The organism is Chitinophaga sp. OAE865 (assembly GCF_040546735.1).
GTDB lineage: Bacteria > Bacteroidota > Bacteroidia > Chitinophagales > Chitinophagaceae > Chitinophaga > Chitinophaga polysaccharea_A.
The window spans coordinates 435,993-454,392 of record NZ_JBEPOF010000001.1; the positions used below are offsets into that span (position 1 = coordinate 435,993).

An 18,400-nucleotide genomic window follows, 5' to 3' on the forward strand; every position below is an offset into this window, starting at 1 on the left:
GTATCCGTTAATGTTACTTTTTATGATAAAGGCTATTATAATAGATGATGAAAGAAACAGCCGGGATATCATTGCCCTGATGCTTGGTAAATACTGTCCCGAAATTACCATTGCCGATATGGCCTCCGATTGTGCGGATGGCATAGAAAAAATAAAGGCACATCGCCCCGAACTGGTATTTCTGGACCTTGAAATGCCCGATGGTACCGGTTTTGATGTATTGGCCGGCACCTTGCCGGATATTCCTTTTGAAGCGGTATTCGTTACCGCATTTGAAAAAAAGTTCCTTCATGTGATCCGTTTCAGTGATGTGGAGCTGATACTAAAACCTATTGATAAAGAAAGCCTGCTGCAGGCAGTGGCGCTGATAACAGAACGGATTAACACCGGTGGCAGTAAAGACCGTTACCGGGTGTTGCTGGAAAATTTCAATAACAGTAAGCCCATGGCCTGGCAGCTGCTGATCCCAGCTATTAACGGAGATCAGCATACAATTAAGATCCCGGCTATTGAATACCTGGAGATAAGGGGCGATAACTGCCTGTTTATGCTAAACTCCGGTGAGCTGATCACGGCAGCACAATCGTTCCGTTACTATGCCGATCTGTTTGCCTCTCTTCAATTTTACCAGATCAATAATAACCAGATGATACAGTTGTCCAACATCAGCCGGTTGGACGGGCCTTCCGGTAAAGTATTGCTAAAAAGTGGTACCACACTGGATATCAGCGAAAAGCGGCAACGCGATTTACTACACAAAATGGCGCATCCCCATTAGTACATTTTCGTATATCCATGAGCGGTAATTTTATATTTTCAATTTTTCCAGGGAGATGTTTTCGATTCAGTTAACAATTTGCCAACGTTTTTGTGAACGTGTACCCATTTCCGTGTCTTTACTTCCGTTTTAACAGGTTGCGCGGAGAGTACGTAACAATTTCTTAACAAAAAAATTTGGTGTTTTTACTTTTGGTCGTACATTTGACCCGCAAAACGAAATAGTCAAACAGTCAGTTTTGCTTGTAACAACACCATGGCAGAACAGGACCTGAAACGAACGATGATTCTGGAGGCGGCGTTAAAACGCTTCAAGCGGTTTGGGTTAACTAAAACTACCATGGAGGAAATAGCCAGGGATCTGGAAATTTCAAAAGGCTCTTTGTATTATTATTTTTCCGATAAAGAATCCATCTATGTGGCGGTGGTAGAGCGTATGATAGCCGATTGTTTTATAGACATGTCGGCATATGTGGAAGAGGCGCCATGTACTTCGGATATAGTAAACCGCTACCTGGCGCTGAAGGAAAAGATGTTGCTGGAGTATCATTTTCTGTTTGGTGTAAACGAATGGATAAAGGATGTTCCCTCCAGCCGGATGCGGCAAACGATTGAGTTATTGCAGCAGGTAGAAATTTCCTTCCTTTCCGCTACCATTTCAAAAGGGGTAGGCAGCGGGGAGCTCAATAAAGACACGGATACAGAGCTCACAGCGCAGCTGCTTGTAAATGTATTATTCGGCTTATGGGTAATATGGTGCAAGTGGCAGGCAGCAGGTTTTGATCCATATGATCGCGAAGCGCTGAAATGCTTTATGGATCGTGAAAAGCAAGTATTAACCATTTTTTTTAATGGTTTACGATATCGACCAAACATCAACAAGGATTGCTAGAACGTATGTAGAAGAACCAATAACACAGGAATAGTTTTAATGAATATTTAAATTTAACGACAGATGAAAAAGTTGATTGTAATGGCCGCAGTAGCACTGTTCGGCACACAAGTAGCAAAGGCTCAGTTTTCGAAAGGCGATGTAATCTTAGGCGGTAATCTGAATGTTTCTACTACCTCAAACAAAGTAAAAGACGCAGACGACAAAGACACCAAAACCCGTTTTGGCGTTAGCCCTAAAGTAGGTATGGCACTGAACCCTAACTGGGTAGTGGGTGTATTTGCAAAAACCTCCTTCGGCTTTGATAAGAACACGGCTGATGTTAAAACCAAGACTTATGATATCACTCCTGGTATCTTTGTTCGTAACTACCACATGATTGGCGAAAGCAAATTTGCATTCTTCGCTGAAGCAAATGCAGGTTACCATTTCGGACAGAAAAAAGTTGCAGATGTTAAAACCGATACTTACAACGGTTTTTCTGTAAACGTACTTCCTGGTATCACTTACTTCGTAACTAAACATTTCATGCTGGAAGGCGCTTTCGGTGGTTTGAGCTATGCTTATGACCAACATAAAACTGAAGCAACCGGTGTTAAAAACAACGTAAGCAGCTTCGATTTTAACTTCCCGAAAGAATTCTCCCTGGGAGTAAACTGGATATTCTAAGATATCACAGGATGTTTTATGTAAGACAGTTATAAGGTTAGATAGATTGGATATCCCGCCACAGTAGTACTGTGGCGGGATTTTTGCATTTATAGTGATAACTTCACAAAAATTAACCTGTCATGCGAAATCTGAAACCAGTACTGTCGCTTTTTGCAGCCGCCATAATTTTCAGTGGCTGTGTAACCACGCACCGAAGTGGCAATCCACATGGGTTACCGCCGGGGCAACAGAAAAAGATTTACGGCACCAAATCGGCCAAGCCGTTTGCACCCGGGCAACAGAAGAAACAATAACATCTTATAAAATAAAAACCCCGTTACGAATCCGTAACGGGGTTTTTATTTTATAGTATTACCTGTTCCTAGCTATTCATGGAGATCAGGAATTCTTCGTTGTTTTTAGTACCGCGCATATGTTGCAGCATGAAGTGCATAGACTCATCTGTGTTCATATCACCCAGGTGGTTACGAAGGATGTGGATACGTTTCAGGGAATCTTTATCCAGCAACAGGTCATCACGACGGGTAGAGGATGCAGAAACATCGATGGCCGGGAAGATGCGTTTGTTTGCCAGTTTACGATCCAGCAACAGTTCCATGTTACCGGTACCTTTAAATTCTTCAAAGATCACCTCGTCCATTTTAGAACCGGTATCGATCAATGCGGTAGCCAGGATGGTCAGTGAGCCACCATGTTCTATTTTACGTGCCGCACCAAAGAACTGTTTGGGTTTCTGCATGGCGTTGGCTTCCACACCACCGCTCAATACCTTACCGGAAGCAGGAGCCACGGTGTTATGCGCCCTGGCTAAACGGGTGATGGAATCCAGGAGGATCACTACATCATGACCGCATTCTACCAGGCGTTTCGCTTTTTGCAGCGCGATGGCAGATACTTTCACATGCTTTTCAGCCGGTTCATCGAAGGTAGAGGCGATTACTTCCGCCTTTACGCTACGTTCCATATCTGTTACCTCTTCCGGACGTTCATCGATCAGCACCACCATCAGGTAAATTTCAGGATGGTTGGTAGCGATAGCATTGGCTACTTCCTTCAGCAACATGGTTTTACCTACTTTAGGCTGCGCTACAATCAGTCCGCGTTGTCCTTTACCTATAGGCGTAAACATATCCATGATACGCGTGGAGTAGTTATTGGAAGTGGTGGTTAATTTCAGTTTTTCGAAAGGGAACAACGGTGTCAGGTAATCGAAAGGTACACGGTCGCGTACTTCTTCAGGCGATTTGTTGTTAATTGTTTCCACTTTCAGCAGGGCAAAGTACTTCTCTCCTTCTTTAGGCGGGCGTACAGAGCCTTTCACGGTATCGCCGGTTTTAAGACCAAAAAGTTTGATCTGCGACGGGGACACATAAATATCATCCGGGGAGCTGAGGTAGTTATAATCGGAGGAGCGAAGGAAACCATAACCATCGGGCATCATTTCCAGTACGCCTTCGCTTACGATAACGCCATCAAATTCTATATTGAAAACGGGTTCTTTCTTATTAGGGAAGCGGTTCTTCTGTGCTGCAGGCGCAACCGGGATCTCACCGGGCACTACAAAATCATCCTCTTCTTCTTCCAGCTCGTCTTCTGCAGGAGGTATAACTACCACTTCTTCCTCTTCCGGCTCATCTTCGTCTTCTGTAAAAGAAGGGATAATGATATCATCATCATCATCGAAAGTAAGGGAAGGAATACTATCCAGGTCTATCTCAAAATCTTTTATTTTAGGTTTTGCTGAAGTGGCTGGTTTGGCCTCTTCCTCATGATCTTTTGATTTAGTGCCGGTGGCTTTCTTTGCTGCGGGTTTCTTTGCAGCCGGTTTTTCTTCAGCGTGAGCAGGTTCTTCAGCAGCGTGGTTAGCTTCGTCTTTCTTTACAGGTTTGCGTTTACGTGCTTTCTTTTCGTCTCCGTTGGCTTGGTTATCTTCTGAGGCTAATACAGCTTGTTTATCAAGAATTTTGTAGATGAGGTCCTGTTTGTTCAGTTTTTTTGCGTTGGGAACGTCCAGTTTCTCTGCAATATCAAGCAGCTCAGGAACGAGCATGTCGTTCAGTTGTAAGATGTCGTACATCATCTGTGTTGTCAAATTTTAGAAGTGTTGTGAGGCGGGTACCACTGCATACCAACATACACCAATTACAAATAATTGTTTTTGAGTCAATAAATTTAATTAGCTTATTAAATTTGATAGGGAATGATTGAGTTTAGGAACTGCTGATGAAGATGGAAAATGAACTTAATCAGGCAGAATATACCGCAAGATTAAAACAAGTTTTACTATTATCCAAAAATATTTAAGCGCAAAATGCCCCAAAGCTGCTTGAAAAAAGGCTTTTCACCCCGCTGTACCCGGCTATTGATCGCACCTTCAAACCCTTGCTCATACTGGGGTAGCGCTTGTTTAGCCGCCTATTTTTAACATTTCCTTGGCTATCATGCCCCCGAAAAAGGCCGGCATCCAGACTACCTACTATGAAGTTTTCCACTTATTTTTGCAATCCTAAAAATATATATATTATGAGCCAAAGGGTGAAAGTCAAGCAAATCTTGTCGGACGACAAGACGCATTACGAAGTTACAGTTAAGGGTTGGGTGCGGTCATTCCGCAACAATCAGTTTATAGCTTTGAACGATGGCTCCACCAATAATAATTTGCAAGTAGTAATCAATACCGAAAATATGGATGCTGCGCTGATAAAGCGCATCACTACCGGCGCGGCTATCAGCGCCACTGGTGAAATTATTCCCTCCCTGGGTAAAGGACAGAAAGTAGAACTGAAGGCGGCTACCCTGGAGATACTGGGCGACTGCGATCCGGAGAAATACCCATTACAGCTGAAAAACAAGCCCAGCCTGGAGTACCTGCGTGAAATAGCACACCTGCGTTTCCGTACCAATACTTTCGGGGCTATCTTCCGTGTACGTCATGCATTGGCCTTTGCGGTACACCGCTTCTTTAACGAACGCGGGTTCGTATACCTGCATACGCCTATTATCACCGCCTCCGACGCGGAAGGAGCAGGCGAAATGTTCCGCGTAACCACGCTGGACATGAAAAAGCCGCCGCTCACTGAAAACGGCGATATTGATTACAGCGAGGATTTCTTTGGTAAATCCACCAACCTTACCGTTTCCGGGCAACTGGAAGGAGAACTGGGCGCCATGGCCTTTGGTGATATCTACACTTTTGGCCCTACCTTCCGTGCTGAAAACTCCAACACCGCCCGTCACCTGGCAGAGTTCTGGATGATTGAGCCGGAAATGGCCTTCTATGAACTGGAAGACAACATGGACCTGGCCGAGGCATTTATCAAGTCCGTGATCGGTTATGTACTTGATAACAACCGGGACGACCTCGACTTCCTGGCCAACCGCCTTGCAGAAGAGGAAAAACAAAAGCCACAGCAGGAACGCAGTGAAATGGGACTGATCGAAAAACTGGAATTTGTGCTGCACAACGAGTTTGTACGCATCACCTATACGGAAGCCATCGACATCCTGCAAAACAGCAAACATAATAAGAACAAGAAGTTCCAATACCTGATCGAAGGCTGGGGCTCCGACCTGCAAAGCGAGCATGAACGTTACCTGGTGGAAAAACACTTTAAGAAACCGGTGATCTTAACCGATTATCCTAAAGAGATCAAGTCGTTTTACATGAAGCTCAACGATGACAATAAAACCGTACGGGCAATGGATATCCTGTTTCCCGGCATCGGTGAAATGGTAGGCGGTTCACAGCGTGAAGAGAACTACGATAAACTGGTAAAACGCATGGAAGAAATGCATGTACCAGTAGATGAACTGAGCTGGTACCTGGATACCCGCCGTTTCGGCACAGCGCCGCATGCCGGCTTTGGCCTGGGCTTCGAACGCCTGATGCTGTTCGTAACCGGTATGACCAACATCCGCGATGTAATCGCCTTCCCGCGGACACCAAAGAGCGCGGAATTTTAATTCATGCACACCGCGGATCTTGTCTGACTCAGGATTAGGATGATTTCAATGATTTTATTTTTGAGTTTCGGAATATAGAAACAGATATCAGATTATAACAATTTTTAAATTCGGGGAGATAGAAGCGGCATGCGCTTTATCTCCCCGAAGTATTTTTAATCCAATATTGGCGAAAAGCGGGATCAACACCTGCTTCTATCTCCCCGTCACTAAAAGATCCTTTGCAATAAGATCCATATCCCGCCTTCATCTCCTCACAAAGAATTCAAAATACAAAATCAGCAAATCATCTTAATCCTGGATAAGACAACATCCACTATCATCTCCCTAAAACCAAAGATAAAATCATTGAAATCATCCTAATCCTGAGTCAGACAACATCCGCGTAAAAGCGCCGAAGGCGCCAAACCCCGCATTTATGGAATTATCCATTCCCCGCATCTTTAACAGCGAAAGCGCTTTCAACCAATTTCGTTTACCCAAAACCGTTATATATGGCTGAAATGAACACCGCCCCCCAAGGGGATAAAAGAGGTACCCGCAGCAATAAGAAATCTACACGTGTTGATATGACACCTATGGTAGACCTGGGGTTCCTGCTCATCACCTTTTTCATGCTTACCACTACAATGGCCAAGCCCAAAACAATGGACCTCGTTATGCCAAAAGATGAAGGGGATCCCATGTCGTTGCCTGCCGGAAAAGCGCTCACAGTGATCCTGGGGCCCAACGACCGTATCGCCTGGTATGAAGGTATTGGCGACGATCCCGCCACGCCGCCACAGGTACATTACAGCAGCTACGCCAACCGTAACGGCATCCGCGACGTGATCATCCAAAAGAAAGCGGCCGTATACCAGGATTTCCATAAAAACGAACTGATGGTGCTTATCAAGGCCGACAAGGCATCCAACTATAAGAATGTAGTGGATATTATGGATGAAATGCTCATCAATAAAGTAGACCGTTACGCAGTGGTGGATATCAGCGATAAAGAGGCCGGCTACTTCAGATGAGCTATTTTTCCCTACCTTTATCGCTCCAAAACAATATTCAAATATGGCAACTACCCACTCTATCCCCTCAGTGGACCTGGCAGACTTCACTTCCGGGGATGCAGGACGAAAAGCAGCCTTTGTGCAGCAGTTAGGTAAAGCTTACGAAGAAGTTGGTTTTGTAGCGGTAAAGAATCATGGGATCCCTGATGAACTGATTGCGGACCTCTACAAATACGTACAGCAATTTTTCAAGCTGCCTGCCGATACCAAACACCGCTATGAAATTCCGGAACTGGCCGGGCAACGCGGCTATACATCTTTCGGGAAAGAACATGCCAAAGGCTATGAAGCGCCGGATCTGAAGGAGTTTTTCCAGTTTGGCCAAACGGTGGAAGATAATGACCCCATCGGCTCAGAATACCCTGCCAATGTGCAGGTGGAAGAAGTGCCGGAGTTTACCCCCACCTTCTTTAAAGCATACCGCGGGTTTGAAAAATCCGGTAAATACCTGTTACAGGCTATCGCGCTGTTCCTGGGCCTGGATGAAACCTATTTTGATGATAAGATCCATAACGGTAACTCCATCCTGAGAGCCATCCACTACCCGCCTATCACACAGGAGCCTAAATCGGCTATCCGTGCAGAGCAGCATGAAGATATCAACCTCATCACTTTGCTGGTGGGCGCTTCGGCCGACGGGCTCCAGATCCTGGATAAACAAAATAACTGGGTACCGGTTACCTCCTTGCCGGAACAGATTGTAGTGAATGTGGGAGATATGCTGCAGCGGTTAACCAATAACCGTTTAAAATCCACAACACACAGGGTGGTGAACCCTCCCCGCGAGATGTGGAACACTTCCCGGTATTCGATCCCCTTTTTCCTGCATCCTAAATCCAATATGAAACTGGATTGCCTGGAGAGCTGCGTTACTGCCAACAACCCGCTGGCATATGAGCCCATTACGGCTGGAGAATACTTGGATGAGCGTTTACGTGAAATAGGCTTAAAAAAATAAGGCTGAGCATAATAAAGTCCCGGTAAAATCTCTTTACCGGGACTTTATAAATATCCTGCGTATAAGCAAGTCTCTTCTTTAATGGTTCTTCCCTGATATGGTTATACTTTTAGATCCGAACATTTAACATGTTGGTGGGAAATTAACCTGTCTGACAAACTGATACAACGGACAAAAGGCCATATTCGTTATAATAAACACCGATATTACAAGTATTGTGCCTTTATTATTTGGAGAACTACCAATATTGGCAACACCGTTGTATTTTGTCCGGATATTTGATTACCTTATAACCTGTCCAATCAGCATACACTAAAATAAACAGTGCTTCTACGTCATATACCTTTTCTTAAAGCTGTGCTATTACATAGCATCACCGCCTACGGAGGCCCGCAGGGCCACCTGGCTATGATGATGAAAACATTTGTACAGCAACGGAAAGATGTAACGGAGCAGGAGCTGATGGAATACAACGCTTTCTGCCAGCTGCTTCCCGGCGCTTCTTCTTCCCAAACCCTTACCTTAATAGGCTATAAGCGCGGCGGCGCCATACTGGCCATTATTACCCTGCTGATATGGATCTCCCCGGCCTGTTTGATCATGGGCTCCCTGAGCTTCCTGTTGCAGTATTTCGGCAAAAATGCGCTGCATACCGATATCTTTAAGTACGTACAGCCGATGGCGGTAGGCTTCCTGGCTTACGGCGGTATCCGCGCTTTCCGGATCAGCATTACCAGTATGGCCACTTTTGTGATCATGGTGGTATCCATGTTCACCGCCTTCTACCTGAAATCGCCCTGGACTTTCCCGGCGCTGATCATACTGGGTGGTATTGTTTCCAACTTCAGTAACAAACGTATTCCCGGCGTAGCGGAAAAGCCCCGCAAAATTCAATGGGGAAATATCTGGCTATTTGTGTCGTTGTTCATCCTGGCGGGATTCCTGTCGGAAGTAGCCCGAACGCACGAATGGATCACCAGGCGCCCGTTTAACCTCTTTGAAAACTTTTACCGTTTCGGCAGCCTGGTTTTCGGCGGTGGCGATATCCTGATTGCTATGATGCTGGAACAGTATGTAACCCGCGCCAAATCCCAGTATCTTACAGCGGAGGAGCTGCTTACCGGGGCAGGTATCATGCGGGCGCTTCCGGGCCCTACGTTTTCGATATCTGCCTATGTGGGTGGTATGGCAATGCGCAACCTGGGCATGGGTTACCAGTTCCTGGGCTGTATGATAGCCCCCATAGCCATTTTCCTGCCCAGTTTGTTGCTGGTATTATTTTTCTTCCCGATCTGGAACAACCTGAAAAGATATGTGGTGATATACCGCGCCCTGGAAGGGATTAACGCGGTGGTGGTGGGGATTATGTGGGCAGCCACCTTTATTCTCTTCTTTGTGATACCGGTTAACTGGTATAATCTGCTGATCATGGCCTGTACGCTGGCATTGCTTTGCCTTACCAGGGTGCCCTCTCCCTTTATCGTACTGGCGTGCCTGTTATTAGGCTGGCTGTTATGATACGCTGATATTATATTCTTTGATCTTATTGTAGAGGGTGGTGAGGCCAATACCCATTAATTCTGCGGCCCGGGTCTTATTGCCTTTGGCATGGGCCAGCACGCGGATAATATGCGCTTTTTCCATATCCGCCAGTTTCAGGGAAGATGCTTCTTCCCCGGTGCCCTGCTGGAAATCGAACGGCAGCACAGGAGTATCCAGTATATCCGTGTCCGTTAGGATAGCGGCTCTTTCAATCACGTTACGCAGCTCCCTGATATTTCCCTTCCAGCTGTGCTGCTGCAATGCCTGCAGGAAAGCTGGTGTCATCCCGCTGATACGTTTGTTCATTTTAGGGGCAATCTGCTGCAGGAACCAGCCGGCCAGCAATGGTATGTCTTTCCGGCGCTCATTCAGGGAAGGCAGTGAGATCTGGAAAGCAGATAACCGGTAGTAGAGATCGGACCGGAAATGCCCCGCGGCGATCTCCTGCTCCAGTTGCCGGTTGGTAGCGGCTATAATACGTACATCTGTTTTGGTAGGCCTGGTTTCCCCTACTTTATAAAACTCCTGTGTTTCCAGTACACGGAGCATTTTGGCCTGCAGCTCTATAGCCATCTCCCCGATTTCATCCAGGAAGATAGTTCCCCCGCGGGCTTCTTCAAAAAAACCTTTTTTATCTTTTACAGCGCCGGTAAAAGCGCCGGCTACATGTCCGAACAGTTCACTTTCGAGGATCTCTTTACCAAAGGCGCTGCAGTTAACCGCTACAAAGGGTTGTTGCTGCCGATGGCTTCCCTGGTGGATGGCCTGTGCAAACACCTCCTTGCCGGCGCCTGTTTCGCCCAGTAGCAACACGGTCATATCAGACGGGGCTACTTTCTCTGCCAATGCAATAGCTGCCTGTATTTCAGGGGATTCACCCAGGATACTGCCGAAGCTATATTTACCGCCTATTTTCTTTTCCAGTTCGCGGATGCGGAATTGCAGGCGGGCTTTATCCATTGCCTTGCTCACCAGTGGAAGGATGCGGTTATTGTCATCTCCCTTGGTGATATAATCAAAAGCCCCGTTTTTAATAGCCTGTACACCATCTGCGATGTTACCATATGCCGTAAGCACAATAGTTTCAATTTCGGGGTATTTAACGCGTATCTGGTGCACCAGCTCCACGCCATTACCATCCGGCAGTTTTACATCCGACAGGATCACCTGTACTTCTTCTTTTTCCAGGATCTTTAAAGCAGACCTTACATTGCCTGCTTCGTGAAGCGTATATCCCTCCAGGGCCAGCAGGCGGCTTAGGAGCCTGCGCAGCTGGTCTTCATCATCAATTATTAAAATATGGCCTTTTGACATAGCCATGCAAAGATAATAGTTCCTATGGCTTCTTCGGTTTATCTGTTTTTTGGTTAGCTTTAAAAACAAGACCTCCAAGCAAGGCTGCTACTACTCCAACAAAGATGTTTACAAACAATACATTTCCCAGGAAATAGATCCAGAAATTATCTTTAACGGTATCTTCCTCTACCAGTGTATGCGCAGGGTTTCCTCCTACCACCAGGTGAAAGATGAGCAGGAAAACGGCATATATCGCTGTTGCGATCAGCGTGGTACGCCATCCCATGGTAAAAGACGAGGTGGCAGAAGCTCTTTCTTTATGTACCCGGTTATAATGGATAATAGAGATGAGCACACCAAGAAACATGATAAGATTGCCAAAATATCCCATCCACAAATTGCCATACAATTTTGTTATATAAAAGATAAGGGTGAAAACAATGCAAATTGCTCCAAGAATAAAACCATAGGCTGGTAATGCTTTTGAAGATAAAGGCTTTTCCATAACATCAGTATTTAAATGAACAAAATGATCAGGCATGCGCACTGCTTTCTATTTCACGGATTACCTTACGCAAGTCATTCTTAACACTTTTAATATCGTGCCATAAGTCGCCGGTTTCGTTTAACCGTTCCAGTGAGTTGTGAATATTGAAGTCGCTGATACGGAGTTTCTCATTTACTTCTTTCCATAAAAGCGGCATAGACACGGTGGCACCGGGTTTGGGGCGGGCAGAGTAAGGAGCCGCCACAGTTTGTCCTTTGCTGTTCTGTAAAAAATCGATATATACTTTTTTATTCCTGGCGCTTTTTGCACGGACCACACTGGTGCTTCGGGGCAACTCCTCATTAACATGACGTGCAATATATTCCGCAAACAGCCGGGTGTTCTCATACGGATATTTAGCTGCCACAGGCACATAAATATGCAAACCGGTAGAGCCGGAAGTTTTACAGAAAGAAGTGATGTTGAAACTGTCCAGCATATCTTTGATATGCAGCGCAGTTTCTATCACGTATTTGAAATCAATATTCTCCGGATCAAGATCCAGGATCATGAAATCAGGCTTATCCAGGTTGTTCAGCCTTGATAGCCAGGGATTTATTTCTATGCAACCGAGGTTAACCATATAGGCCAGTGCAGCCTCGTTGTTACACAGCAGGTAATCTACATCCTTACCGGTGGAATCTGCACGCAGCGGCACGCTTTTTATCCATGCAGGGGTTTGTTCCAGGTTAAGATCCTTCTGATAAAAAGCGGGGCCTTTGATGCCATTGGGAAAACGGTGCAGCGACTGTGGCCGGTCTTTCAGGTGAGGCAGTATATACTTTGCCACCGACAGGTAATAATCGATGAGCTGTCCTTTGGAGATCTGCTCATCCGGCCAGTACAGCTTGGTTTGATTGGTAAGCAATACCTTCCTGCCGTTGAGCGTAAGGGTGCGTTCTTTTTCAATAACAGTAGCCATGGTTATCTTTTTTGCTGTTTCAGGATGTACATCTTTAGCCGGCTTATCGTCCCGGAGACCAAGAAAAACCGGTTGCCGCAGGTGCCCGTCGCCGGTCCATTCCTGGAATTTCACCTGGCATACCAGCCGGGGCTTTACCCATGTAACCGGCATATTGGTGCCCACCTTTTCAGAAAAGGGGGAGGTTTTGCTGATAAGGGGCTGCAGCCGGTTATACAGCATGCCGATGGTTTCCTCATTTAGCCCTCCTCCGCAATGACCGATATACTTCAGTTTTTTGTTTTCATACATGCCAAGCACCAGCGCTCCTATCTGTTTCCTGCTGCCACGGGGCGCAGTATAGCCGCATATCAGCGCCTCCTGTTCATTTACGATCTTTATCTTCAGCCACTCCATTCCTCTCCTTCCTTCTTCATATATACTATCAGCTTTTTTGGCAATGATACCTTCCCATCCCTGTTGCCGGGCTTTTCCAAAAAAACTTTTTCCATTCTTTAAAACATGCGGAGAAAAGCGGACCGTTTTATCATTTAATTCAGCTACTACATCTTTAAGCAGGCTTTTCCTTTCCAGCAGGGGCAGGTGCTGCAGTTCATTCCCGTCGAGGTGGAGGAGGTCAAACACCACGTATACCAGTTTTCCTTTGCCTGTAGACCGGAAATTCTGCAGGGTTTGAAAGTGGGATCTGCCTTTATTATCCAGTACAATAATCTCTCCGTCGAGCACCACATTATGCGAAATTTTCTCCACGGCAGCCACTACCGCAGGATAGTGATCATTGAATGGTTTTTCATTACGGGAGTACAGTGTGGCCTTATGGTTTTTTACGCTGGCAATAGCGCGGTAGCCGTCCCATTTGGTTTCAAAAAGCCAGCCGGCATCATCAAATGGTTCGCTCACCAGGGTGGTGAGCATGGGCTTATATATTGTCTTTATCCGCTGAACACTACGGGTGGCCTTCTTTTCCGGCTTTGCTTCCACTACGGTCGCTGATTTTTTTTTTTGCCACCTTCGCGGCGGCTTTATTTTTTTCACCCTGTGCTTTTATACGTTCCGGCGTATAGTCTTCACTGTTATATTCATCCACAGCATATTTGTCTTTATGCTTGATCAGCAGCCAGGCATTTTCTTCGCGGCCCTTCATCTTTACCAGTGCAAATTCTCCTTTTAATTTTTTTCCTTTCATTACAATCTTAAGATCACCGGATTTCAATTCCCTGAGGGCTTCCTTATCAAAGCTTTTCCCATTGGGGTTCATCAGTTCAAAAGTGCCTTTATCCCAGATGTATACAGTACCTGCGCCGTAGTTGCCGGCAGGAATGGTTCCTTCAAAATCTTTATAATCGTAAGGATGATCTTCCACTTCCATAGCCAGCCTTTTGTCTGCCGGGTTCATGGAGGGGCCTTTTGGTATGGCCCAGCTTTTCAGCACACCGTTTATTTCCAGTCTGAAATCGTAGTGTAGCCGGGAAGCATGATGGCGCTGTACTACAAAAATATGTTTCCCATCCACCGGGGCGCCGGTGAGGGGTTCAGTGGTTTCTTTGAAGTTCCGTTTCTTTTTGTATTCCGACAGGCTCATGATGCACGTTTTTTAGCAGCGGGCTTACCACCAAGACTGGCTTTCAGCTGATCAAACAGGTTGTCGCTCTTGGTATGCACCACACGCATTTTCTTCACTACAGGTTTCTTACCGCCGGCTTTTGCTTTTATAATTTTGAGCAGTTCTGCTTTGTATTCATCTTTATACTGGCTGATATCAAATTCGGTAGTGTATTGCTTTACCAGTTCTATGGCCATATCGAGTTCTTTCTTGGCCAGTTTGACATGTGTGGGCAGGGTAAGATCAGTGGCCGGGCGGATCTCCTCTGCAAAGCGGAGCTGTTGCAACAGCAGGTAGTTTTCCCGTGGTCTTATCACTGCCAGGTGTTCCTGTGAACGCAGTACAAAGCGGCTGATACCTGCTTTACCGGTTTTCTCCAGTGTTTGCTGCAGCAAAGCATATGCTTTTTCGCCGCCTTTGGCGGGTTCAATGAAATAAGGATTTTCAAAATAGATATCATCGATCTCTGTTTCTTCCACAAAAGATTCTATCTCGATGATCTTACTTTTCTTTGGGCTGGCAGCTTCAAAATCTTCTTCTTCCAGTATAACATATTCATCTTTATACAAATAGCCTTTTACAATCTGTTCCCAGGGCACTTCTTTACCTGTATCTTCATTAATACGCTGGTATTTGATATGCGCCCCGTTCTTGCTGTCAAGCATGTCCAGGTCCAGGCGGCTGTCCTGGGTGGCGCTGAATAATTTCACCGGGATATTTACCAACCCGAATCCTATAGATCCTGACCATATAGCTCTCATAATATGATAGTTTTGGTATTAAATAAAAGTTAACACAAATGGTACCATGATCTTAAAACACTGCGGCATAACTTTTGGTTTTCTAATCTTCAACTAAAACCTTTTTTTATGGAAAAGCCAGGCGAAATGACAACTTTAACAAGGGTATTGGAGAAGCTGCATGAAAAGGGATTTGATCACGAATTAAAGATGAGTGATCACGGAAGATTGCAGAATACGGAAGAGCAGAAGATCTATAACCCGGATGACCTGACTATCATTAAAACCTATCGTTTTGAAGGAGAGTCAGACCCCTCTGATTCCTCAGTTTTGTATGTAATGGAAGACCAGGATGGCAATAAGGGCTATGTACTGGACGCTTACGGCGCTTACAGTTCACACGAAGAAGCAGGTTTTGACGAGTTTATCAAGAAAATAAAGGTAGAAGACAGAGAAGAACAGCTGATATTTGAATAGCATTTGAGGCCTGTAATCAGGTTTCCTTCAAAAATTGCAGGAGCACCTTTTCATCCGCATGTAACCCGCCACTGGCGGGTTTATTGCGTTTAGCCCTCAACTGTTGCAGCCATGGCTCCAGTTCACCGGCTTCGTAAGCCGTCAGTATCTGCGGATGGATATAATATTTTTTGCAGACGGCGCGGGTATTCCCCAGTTTGCCCGCCACACCGTCGATTATCGCTACAATATTCCGGCGGCATTCCGTAATGGATGCGTAAGGCGTCAGGTCTGCCAGCAGGTTTAGCGCGTTCACGGTACCTGCCCAGGTGCGGAAGTCTTTACAGGTAAATTCATGCTCGTCGCAGCATTGTTTTATATAATCATTTACTTCGCCGGAGTCGAGTGCTTTATGCTCACCGTTTTCATCATAATACTGGAATAATACCTGGCCGGGGATGTCCTGTACTTTTTTCAGGAGCTTCGCCAATGTGGCATCATGCAGCTCTATTTTATGTTCCACGCCTTTCTTCCCGCGGAATCTGAAAAAGGCTTTGCTGCCGTTGATCTTTACATGTTTATCCCGCAGGGTGGTGAGGCCATGGGAACCGTATAGTTTTTCGTAGGAGGAATTACCTACCCTGATAAGCGTTTCCTCCATTACAGATAAAGCAATGGCGATCACTTTGTTTTTATCGAGCGAGCTGTGTTTTAAATCTTCGTGTATACGTTTACGTATGTACGGCAGTTTTTCTCCGAACTGCCGGAGGCGGTAGTATTTGGTTTCATTGCGGGCCTTTCCCCAATCGGTATGATAGCGGTATTGCTTACGTCCTTTTGCATCCGTGCCGGTGGCCTGCAGGTGGCCGTTTGCCCAGGTGCAGATCCATACATTTTCCCAGGCAGGCGGCAACACCAGGCTGCGGATACGGTGCAGCACTTCTTCATCTTTCACCTGATTCCCCTCGGGGTCCAGGTAAATAAAATCCTTTCCTTTGCGAACGCGGGTATAGCCCGGAGTGTTCCCTTTTACGTATCGCAGCTTTACAGAGCGGGCTACGGCTATGGGGTCTGTTATCTGATCTGTGTTAACCATTTACGATCTCCCCTCCGTTGGGATGCAGGATCTGACCGGTAATATAACTGGCATCGTCGCTGGCCAGGAATACATAGCAGGGGGCTACTTCCACGGGTTGACCGGTGCGTTTCATGGGTACATCCGTACCAAATTTTGCCACTTCGTCTGCCGTAAAGGTAGCAGGTATGAGCGGGGTCCAGATAGGGCCCGGCGCCACCCCATTTACCCGGATACCTTTTTCCGACAGGGAGGCCGACAACGACCTCACAAAAGAGACGATAGCGCCCTTGGTGGAGCTGTAATCTATCAGGTGACTGCTGCCGCGGTAAGCGGTAACGGAAGTAGTGCAAATAATACTGCTGCCTTTGGGTAAATACGGGAGGGCTGCTTTGGTAAGATAAAAATGCGGGTAAATATTGGTCTCAAAAGTTTTGTGCAGCTGGCTGGCACTTATATCTTCGATACCTTTTTGCGGATATTGAACTGCTGCATTATTCACCAGTATATCTATCTTCTTAAATTTCTTTATCACCTGCTTTATGATATCATTACAATGCTTCTCATTGCTGATATCGCCGGCAATAAGCATACATTCGCGGCCTGCCAGGGAAATGTGCTCGCAGGTGGTTTCTGCATCTGTATGCTCGTTAAAATAGGCAATGGCCACATCTGCACCTTCTTTGGCAAAAGCAACCGCTACGGCCCGGCCGATACCGCTGTCGCCGCCGGTGATAAGGGCCACTTTATTGTGCAGTTTGCCTTTCTTCGGGTTGTTCTTTTTAAAGACCGGGGCCGGATCCATAGCCTCTTCGAGGCCGGGCTGCACAGATTGTTCCCGTGCGGGTCTTACCGGCTTTTTGGGATTCGTTTTTTGCATATCATCGGGTTAAAAAAAGTCCCTGCATATAACAGGGACCTTGCAGTTTCCATTAACAATTATACAAACTCCGTTAACCTACTCGGCTGCAGCTTCCTCGTTTACAGTAGATTCAGCTACTTCTGAGAGCAAGCTATCAGCATTCTTTTCTTCCTTCAGTGTTTGCTCCAGCAGTTTAGCCACCTGGGAATGTCCCATTACATTGGCAAGTGTGCGTAAGCTGCCGTATGCAGATATTTCGTAGTGTTCAATTTTCTGGGAGGCGATGATAATACCGGCATCTCTCACGGCGCTATCTTCGTCGGTATCAGCTACGACTTCCTGTCCTTCGGCGATCAGTCCTTCCATAGCTTCACATTTCTTTGCCTGGGGTTTTTTACCCAATAATTCAAACACCTGTTCCAGCCTGGCTACATGTTCCTTTGTTTCTTCCAGGTGGTTTCCAATACAGGTGCTCAACTCTTCTGAGGTAGCGGCTTTCTGCATTTTAGGCAGTGCTTTTACCAGGTTTTTCTCTGCCCAGTAGATGTCTTTTAATTCATCCATAAACAGCTCATGGAATTTGGAGTCCGGCATTTTTTCACTGCCTGCTTTTCTGGCGGTGCCATTGCTGGCTGATTTTGTGGTAGGCATTGTAACAGAATTTTTTAGATGAAAGAATGGTTAATGTTTATCAGGTGATTGTTTTTTAAAGGCTTGTTCCTGTTCCCCGGTGGCCTGCGGATTGGCAGGTGTATGAGGCGTGTCCCTGTCCGGTATTTCCCGGGGAATGGGCTCAATCTCCGGCTTGTCAGGCGGTGGCTGAACAGGCGGTGGGTTTTCCTTTCCCGGCTGTTGTTTTTCGGGCGTTGGATCAGGAATGGGCTGCTTATTTTTATCCGGGTTATTCATAACTCATAGTTTTACTTGTTAAGATTACTATTGGTTATCCAAAGTTCATTCCACTACCGGGGAGCGCTGTTTTTACCACAAAAAGATGGTTCCAAAACCCGCTACCACAGGGCATTACAGCACTACCC

At 46.1% G+C, this 18,400-nt stretch carries 19 protein-coding genes; 9 read left to right on the forward strand and 10 right to left on the reverse strand.

Annotation, left to right across the window (positions count from 1 at the left end):
- Window positions 1-22: 22 nt before the first annotated feature.
- The 4 genes from ABIE50_RS01840 to ABIE50_RS01855 all read left to right on the forward strand — a co-directional run bounded on the left by ABIE50_RS01840 (window position 23) and on the right by ABIE50_RS01855 (window position 2,634).
- Window positions 23-778, forward strand: a complete 756-nt coding sequence (locus ABIE50_RS01840; protein WP_209856586.1) for a LytR/AlgR family response regulator transcription factor — start codon at window positions 23-25, stop codon at window positions 776-778.
- Window positions 779-1,033: 255 nt separating this feature from the next.
- A complete protein-coding gene (locus ABIE50_RS01845; RefSeq protein WP_209856583.1) occupies window positions 1,034-1,669 on the forward strand; it encodes a TetR/AcrR family transcriptional regulator in 636 nt (211 codons plus the stop codon).
- Between the two features lie 63 nt (window positions 1,670-1,732).
- On the forward strand, window positions 1,733-2,338 hold the full coding sequence (locus ABIE50_RS01850) for an outer membrane beta-barrel protein (protein ID WP_142684774.1): 606 nt from the start codon (window positions 1,733-1,735) through the stop codon (window positions 2,336-2,338).
- A gap of 122 nt (window positions 2,339-2,460) precedes the next feature.
- Window positions 2,461-2,634 (forward strand): quinol oxidase subunit 4, encoded by a 174-nt coding sequence (locus ABIE50_RS01855; protein ID WP_209856581.1) that lies wholly within the window; start codon window positions 2,461-2,463, stop codon window positions 2,632-2,634.
- Between the two features lie 68 nt (window positions 2,635-2,702).
- Here ABIE50_RS01855 and rho read toward each other — a convergent pair whose 3' ends face one another.
- Entirely contained in the window at window positions 2,703-4,418 is a 1,716-nt protein-coding gene (gene rho, locus ABIE50_RS01860; protein ID WP_142685536.1) for a transcription termination factor Rho, read from the reverse strand.
- Between the two features lie 446 nt (window positions 4,419-4,864).
- Between rho and asnS the strand changes: the two genes are divergently transcribed.
- The 4 genes from asnS to chrA all read left to right on the forward strand — a co-directional run bounded on the left by asnS (window position 4,865) and on the right by chrA (window position 9,838).
- Window positions 4,865-6,304, forward strand: a complete 1,440-nt coding sequence (gene asnS / locus ABIE50_RS01865; protein WP_209856579.1) for an asparagine--tRNA ligase — start codon at window positions 4,865-4,867, stop codon at window positions 6,302-6,304.
- 494 nt (window positions 6,305-6,798) lie between these two features.
- Complete coding sequence (locus ABIE50_RS01870; RefSeq protein WP_209856577.1) at window positions 6,799-7,320, forward strand: ExbD/TolR family protein; 522 nt, start codon at window positions 6,799-6,801, stop codon at window positions 7,318-7,320.
- A gap of 43 nt (window positions 7,321-7,363) precedes the next feature.
- On the forward strand, window positions 7,364-8,320 hold the full coding sequence (locus tag ABIE50_RS01875) for an isopenicillin N synthase family dioxygenase (RefSeq protein ID WP_209856575.1): 957 nt from the start codon (window positions 7,364-7,366) through the stop codon (window positions 8,318-8,320).
- 357 nt (window positions 8,321-8,677) lie between these two features.
- The gene (gene chrA / locus ABIE50_RS01880) at window positions 8,678-9,838 is read left to right on the forward strand and encodes a chromate efflux transporter (RefSeq protein WP_354027840.1); all 1,161 of its coding nucleotides are present in this window, start codon (window positions 8,678-8,680) and stop codon (window positions 9,836-9,838) included.
- Here the strand turns inward: chrA and ABIE50_RS01885 are convergent.
- The 5 genes from ABIE50_RS01885 to ku are packed head-to-tail and all read right to left on the reverse strand — an operon-like array spanning window position 9,833 to window position 14,991.
- Window positions 9,833-11,182 carry a sigma-54-dependent transcriptional regulator gene (locus tag ABIE50_RS01885; protein WP_354027841.1) on the reverse strand — a complete coding sequence of 450 codons (1,350 nt, stop codon included), beginning with the start codon at window positions 11,180-11,182 and terminating at the stop codon, window positions 9,833-9,835. The genes chrA and ABIE50_RS01885 overlap by 6 nt on opposite strands.
- A 16-nt stretch (window positions 11,183-11,198) precedes the next feature.
- Window positions 11,199-11,663 carry a DUF4199 domain-containing protein gene (locus ABIE50_RS01890; protein WP_142684769.1) on the reverse strand — a complete coding sequence of 155 codons (465 nt, stop codon included), beginning with the start codon at window positions 11,661-11,663 and terminating at the stop codon, window positions 11,199-11,201.
- A 28-nt stretch (window positions 11,664-11,691) separates the two neighbouring features.
- On the reverse strand, window positions 11,692-13,608 hold the full coding sequence (gene ligD / locus ABIE50_RS01895; RefSeq protein ID WP_354027842.1) for a DNA ligase D: 1,917 nt from the start codon (window positions 13,606-13,608) through the stop codon (window positions 11,692-11,694).
- Entirely contained in the window at window positions 13,574-14,209 is a 636-nt protein-coding gene (locus ABIE50_RS01900) for a DNA polymerase ligase N-terminal domain-containing protein (RefSeq protein ID WP_354027843.1), read from the reverse strand. Before ABIE50_RS01900 ends, ligD begins: the two co-directional genes overlap by 35 nt.
- Window positions 14,206-14,991, reverse strand: a complete 786-nt coding sequence (gene ku, locus ABIE50_RS01905; protein ID WP_142684767.1) for a non-homologous end joining protein Ku — start codon at window positions 14,989-14,991, stop codon at window positions 14,206-14,208. The genes ABIE50_RS01900 and ku overlap by 4 nt, the downstream gene beginning before the upstream one ends.
- A gap of 108 nt (window positions 14,992-15,099) precedes the next feature.
- Between ku and ABIE50_RS01910 the strand changes: the two genes are divergently transcribed.
- Complete coding sequence (locus ABIE50_RS01910) at window positions 15,100-15,447, forward strand: hypothetical protein (protein WP_142684766.1); 348 nt, start codon at window positions 15,100-15,102, stop codon at window positions 15,445-15,447.
- 16 nt (window positions 15,448-15,463) lie between these two features.
- Here the strand turns inward: ABIE50_RS01910 and ABIE50_RS01915 are convergent, their stop codons facing one another.
- From ABIE50_RS01915 to ABIE50_RS01930, 4 genes are all read right to left on the reverse strand, one after another.
- Complete coding sequence (locus tag ABIE50_RS01915) at window positions 15,464-16,522, reverse strand: DNA topoisomerase IB (protein WP_209856573.1); 1,059 nt, start codon at window positions 16,520-16,522, stop codon at window positions 15,464-15,466.
- Complete coding sequence (locus ABIE50_RS01920; protein ID WP_209856571.1) at window positions 16,515-17,381, reverse strand: SDR family oxidoreductase; 867 nt, start codon at window positions 17,379-17,381, stop codon at window positions 16,515-16,517. Before ABIE50_RS01920 ends, ABIE50_RS01915 begins: the two co-directional genes overlap by 8 nt.
- Window positions 17,382-17,459: 78 nt before the next feature.
- Complete coding sequence (locus tag ABIE50_RS01925) at window positions 17,460-18,014, reverse strand: YciE/YciF ferroxidase family protein (protein WP_209856569.1); 555 nt, start codon at window positions 18,012-18,014, stop codon at window positions 17,460-17,462.
- Between the two features lie 30 nt (window positions 18,015-18,044).
- On the reverse strand, window positions 18,045-18,272 hold the full coding sequence (locus ABIE50_RS01930) for a hypothetical protein (RefSeq protein WP_209856568.1): 228 nt from the start codon (window positions 18,270-18,272) through the stop codon (window positions 18,045-18,047).
- Window positions 18,273-18,400: the final 128 nt, after the last annotated feature.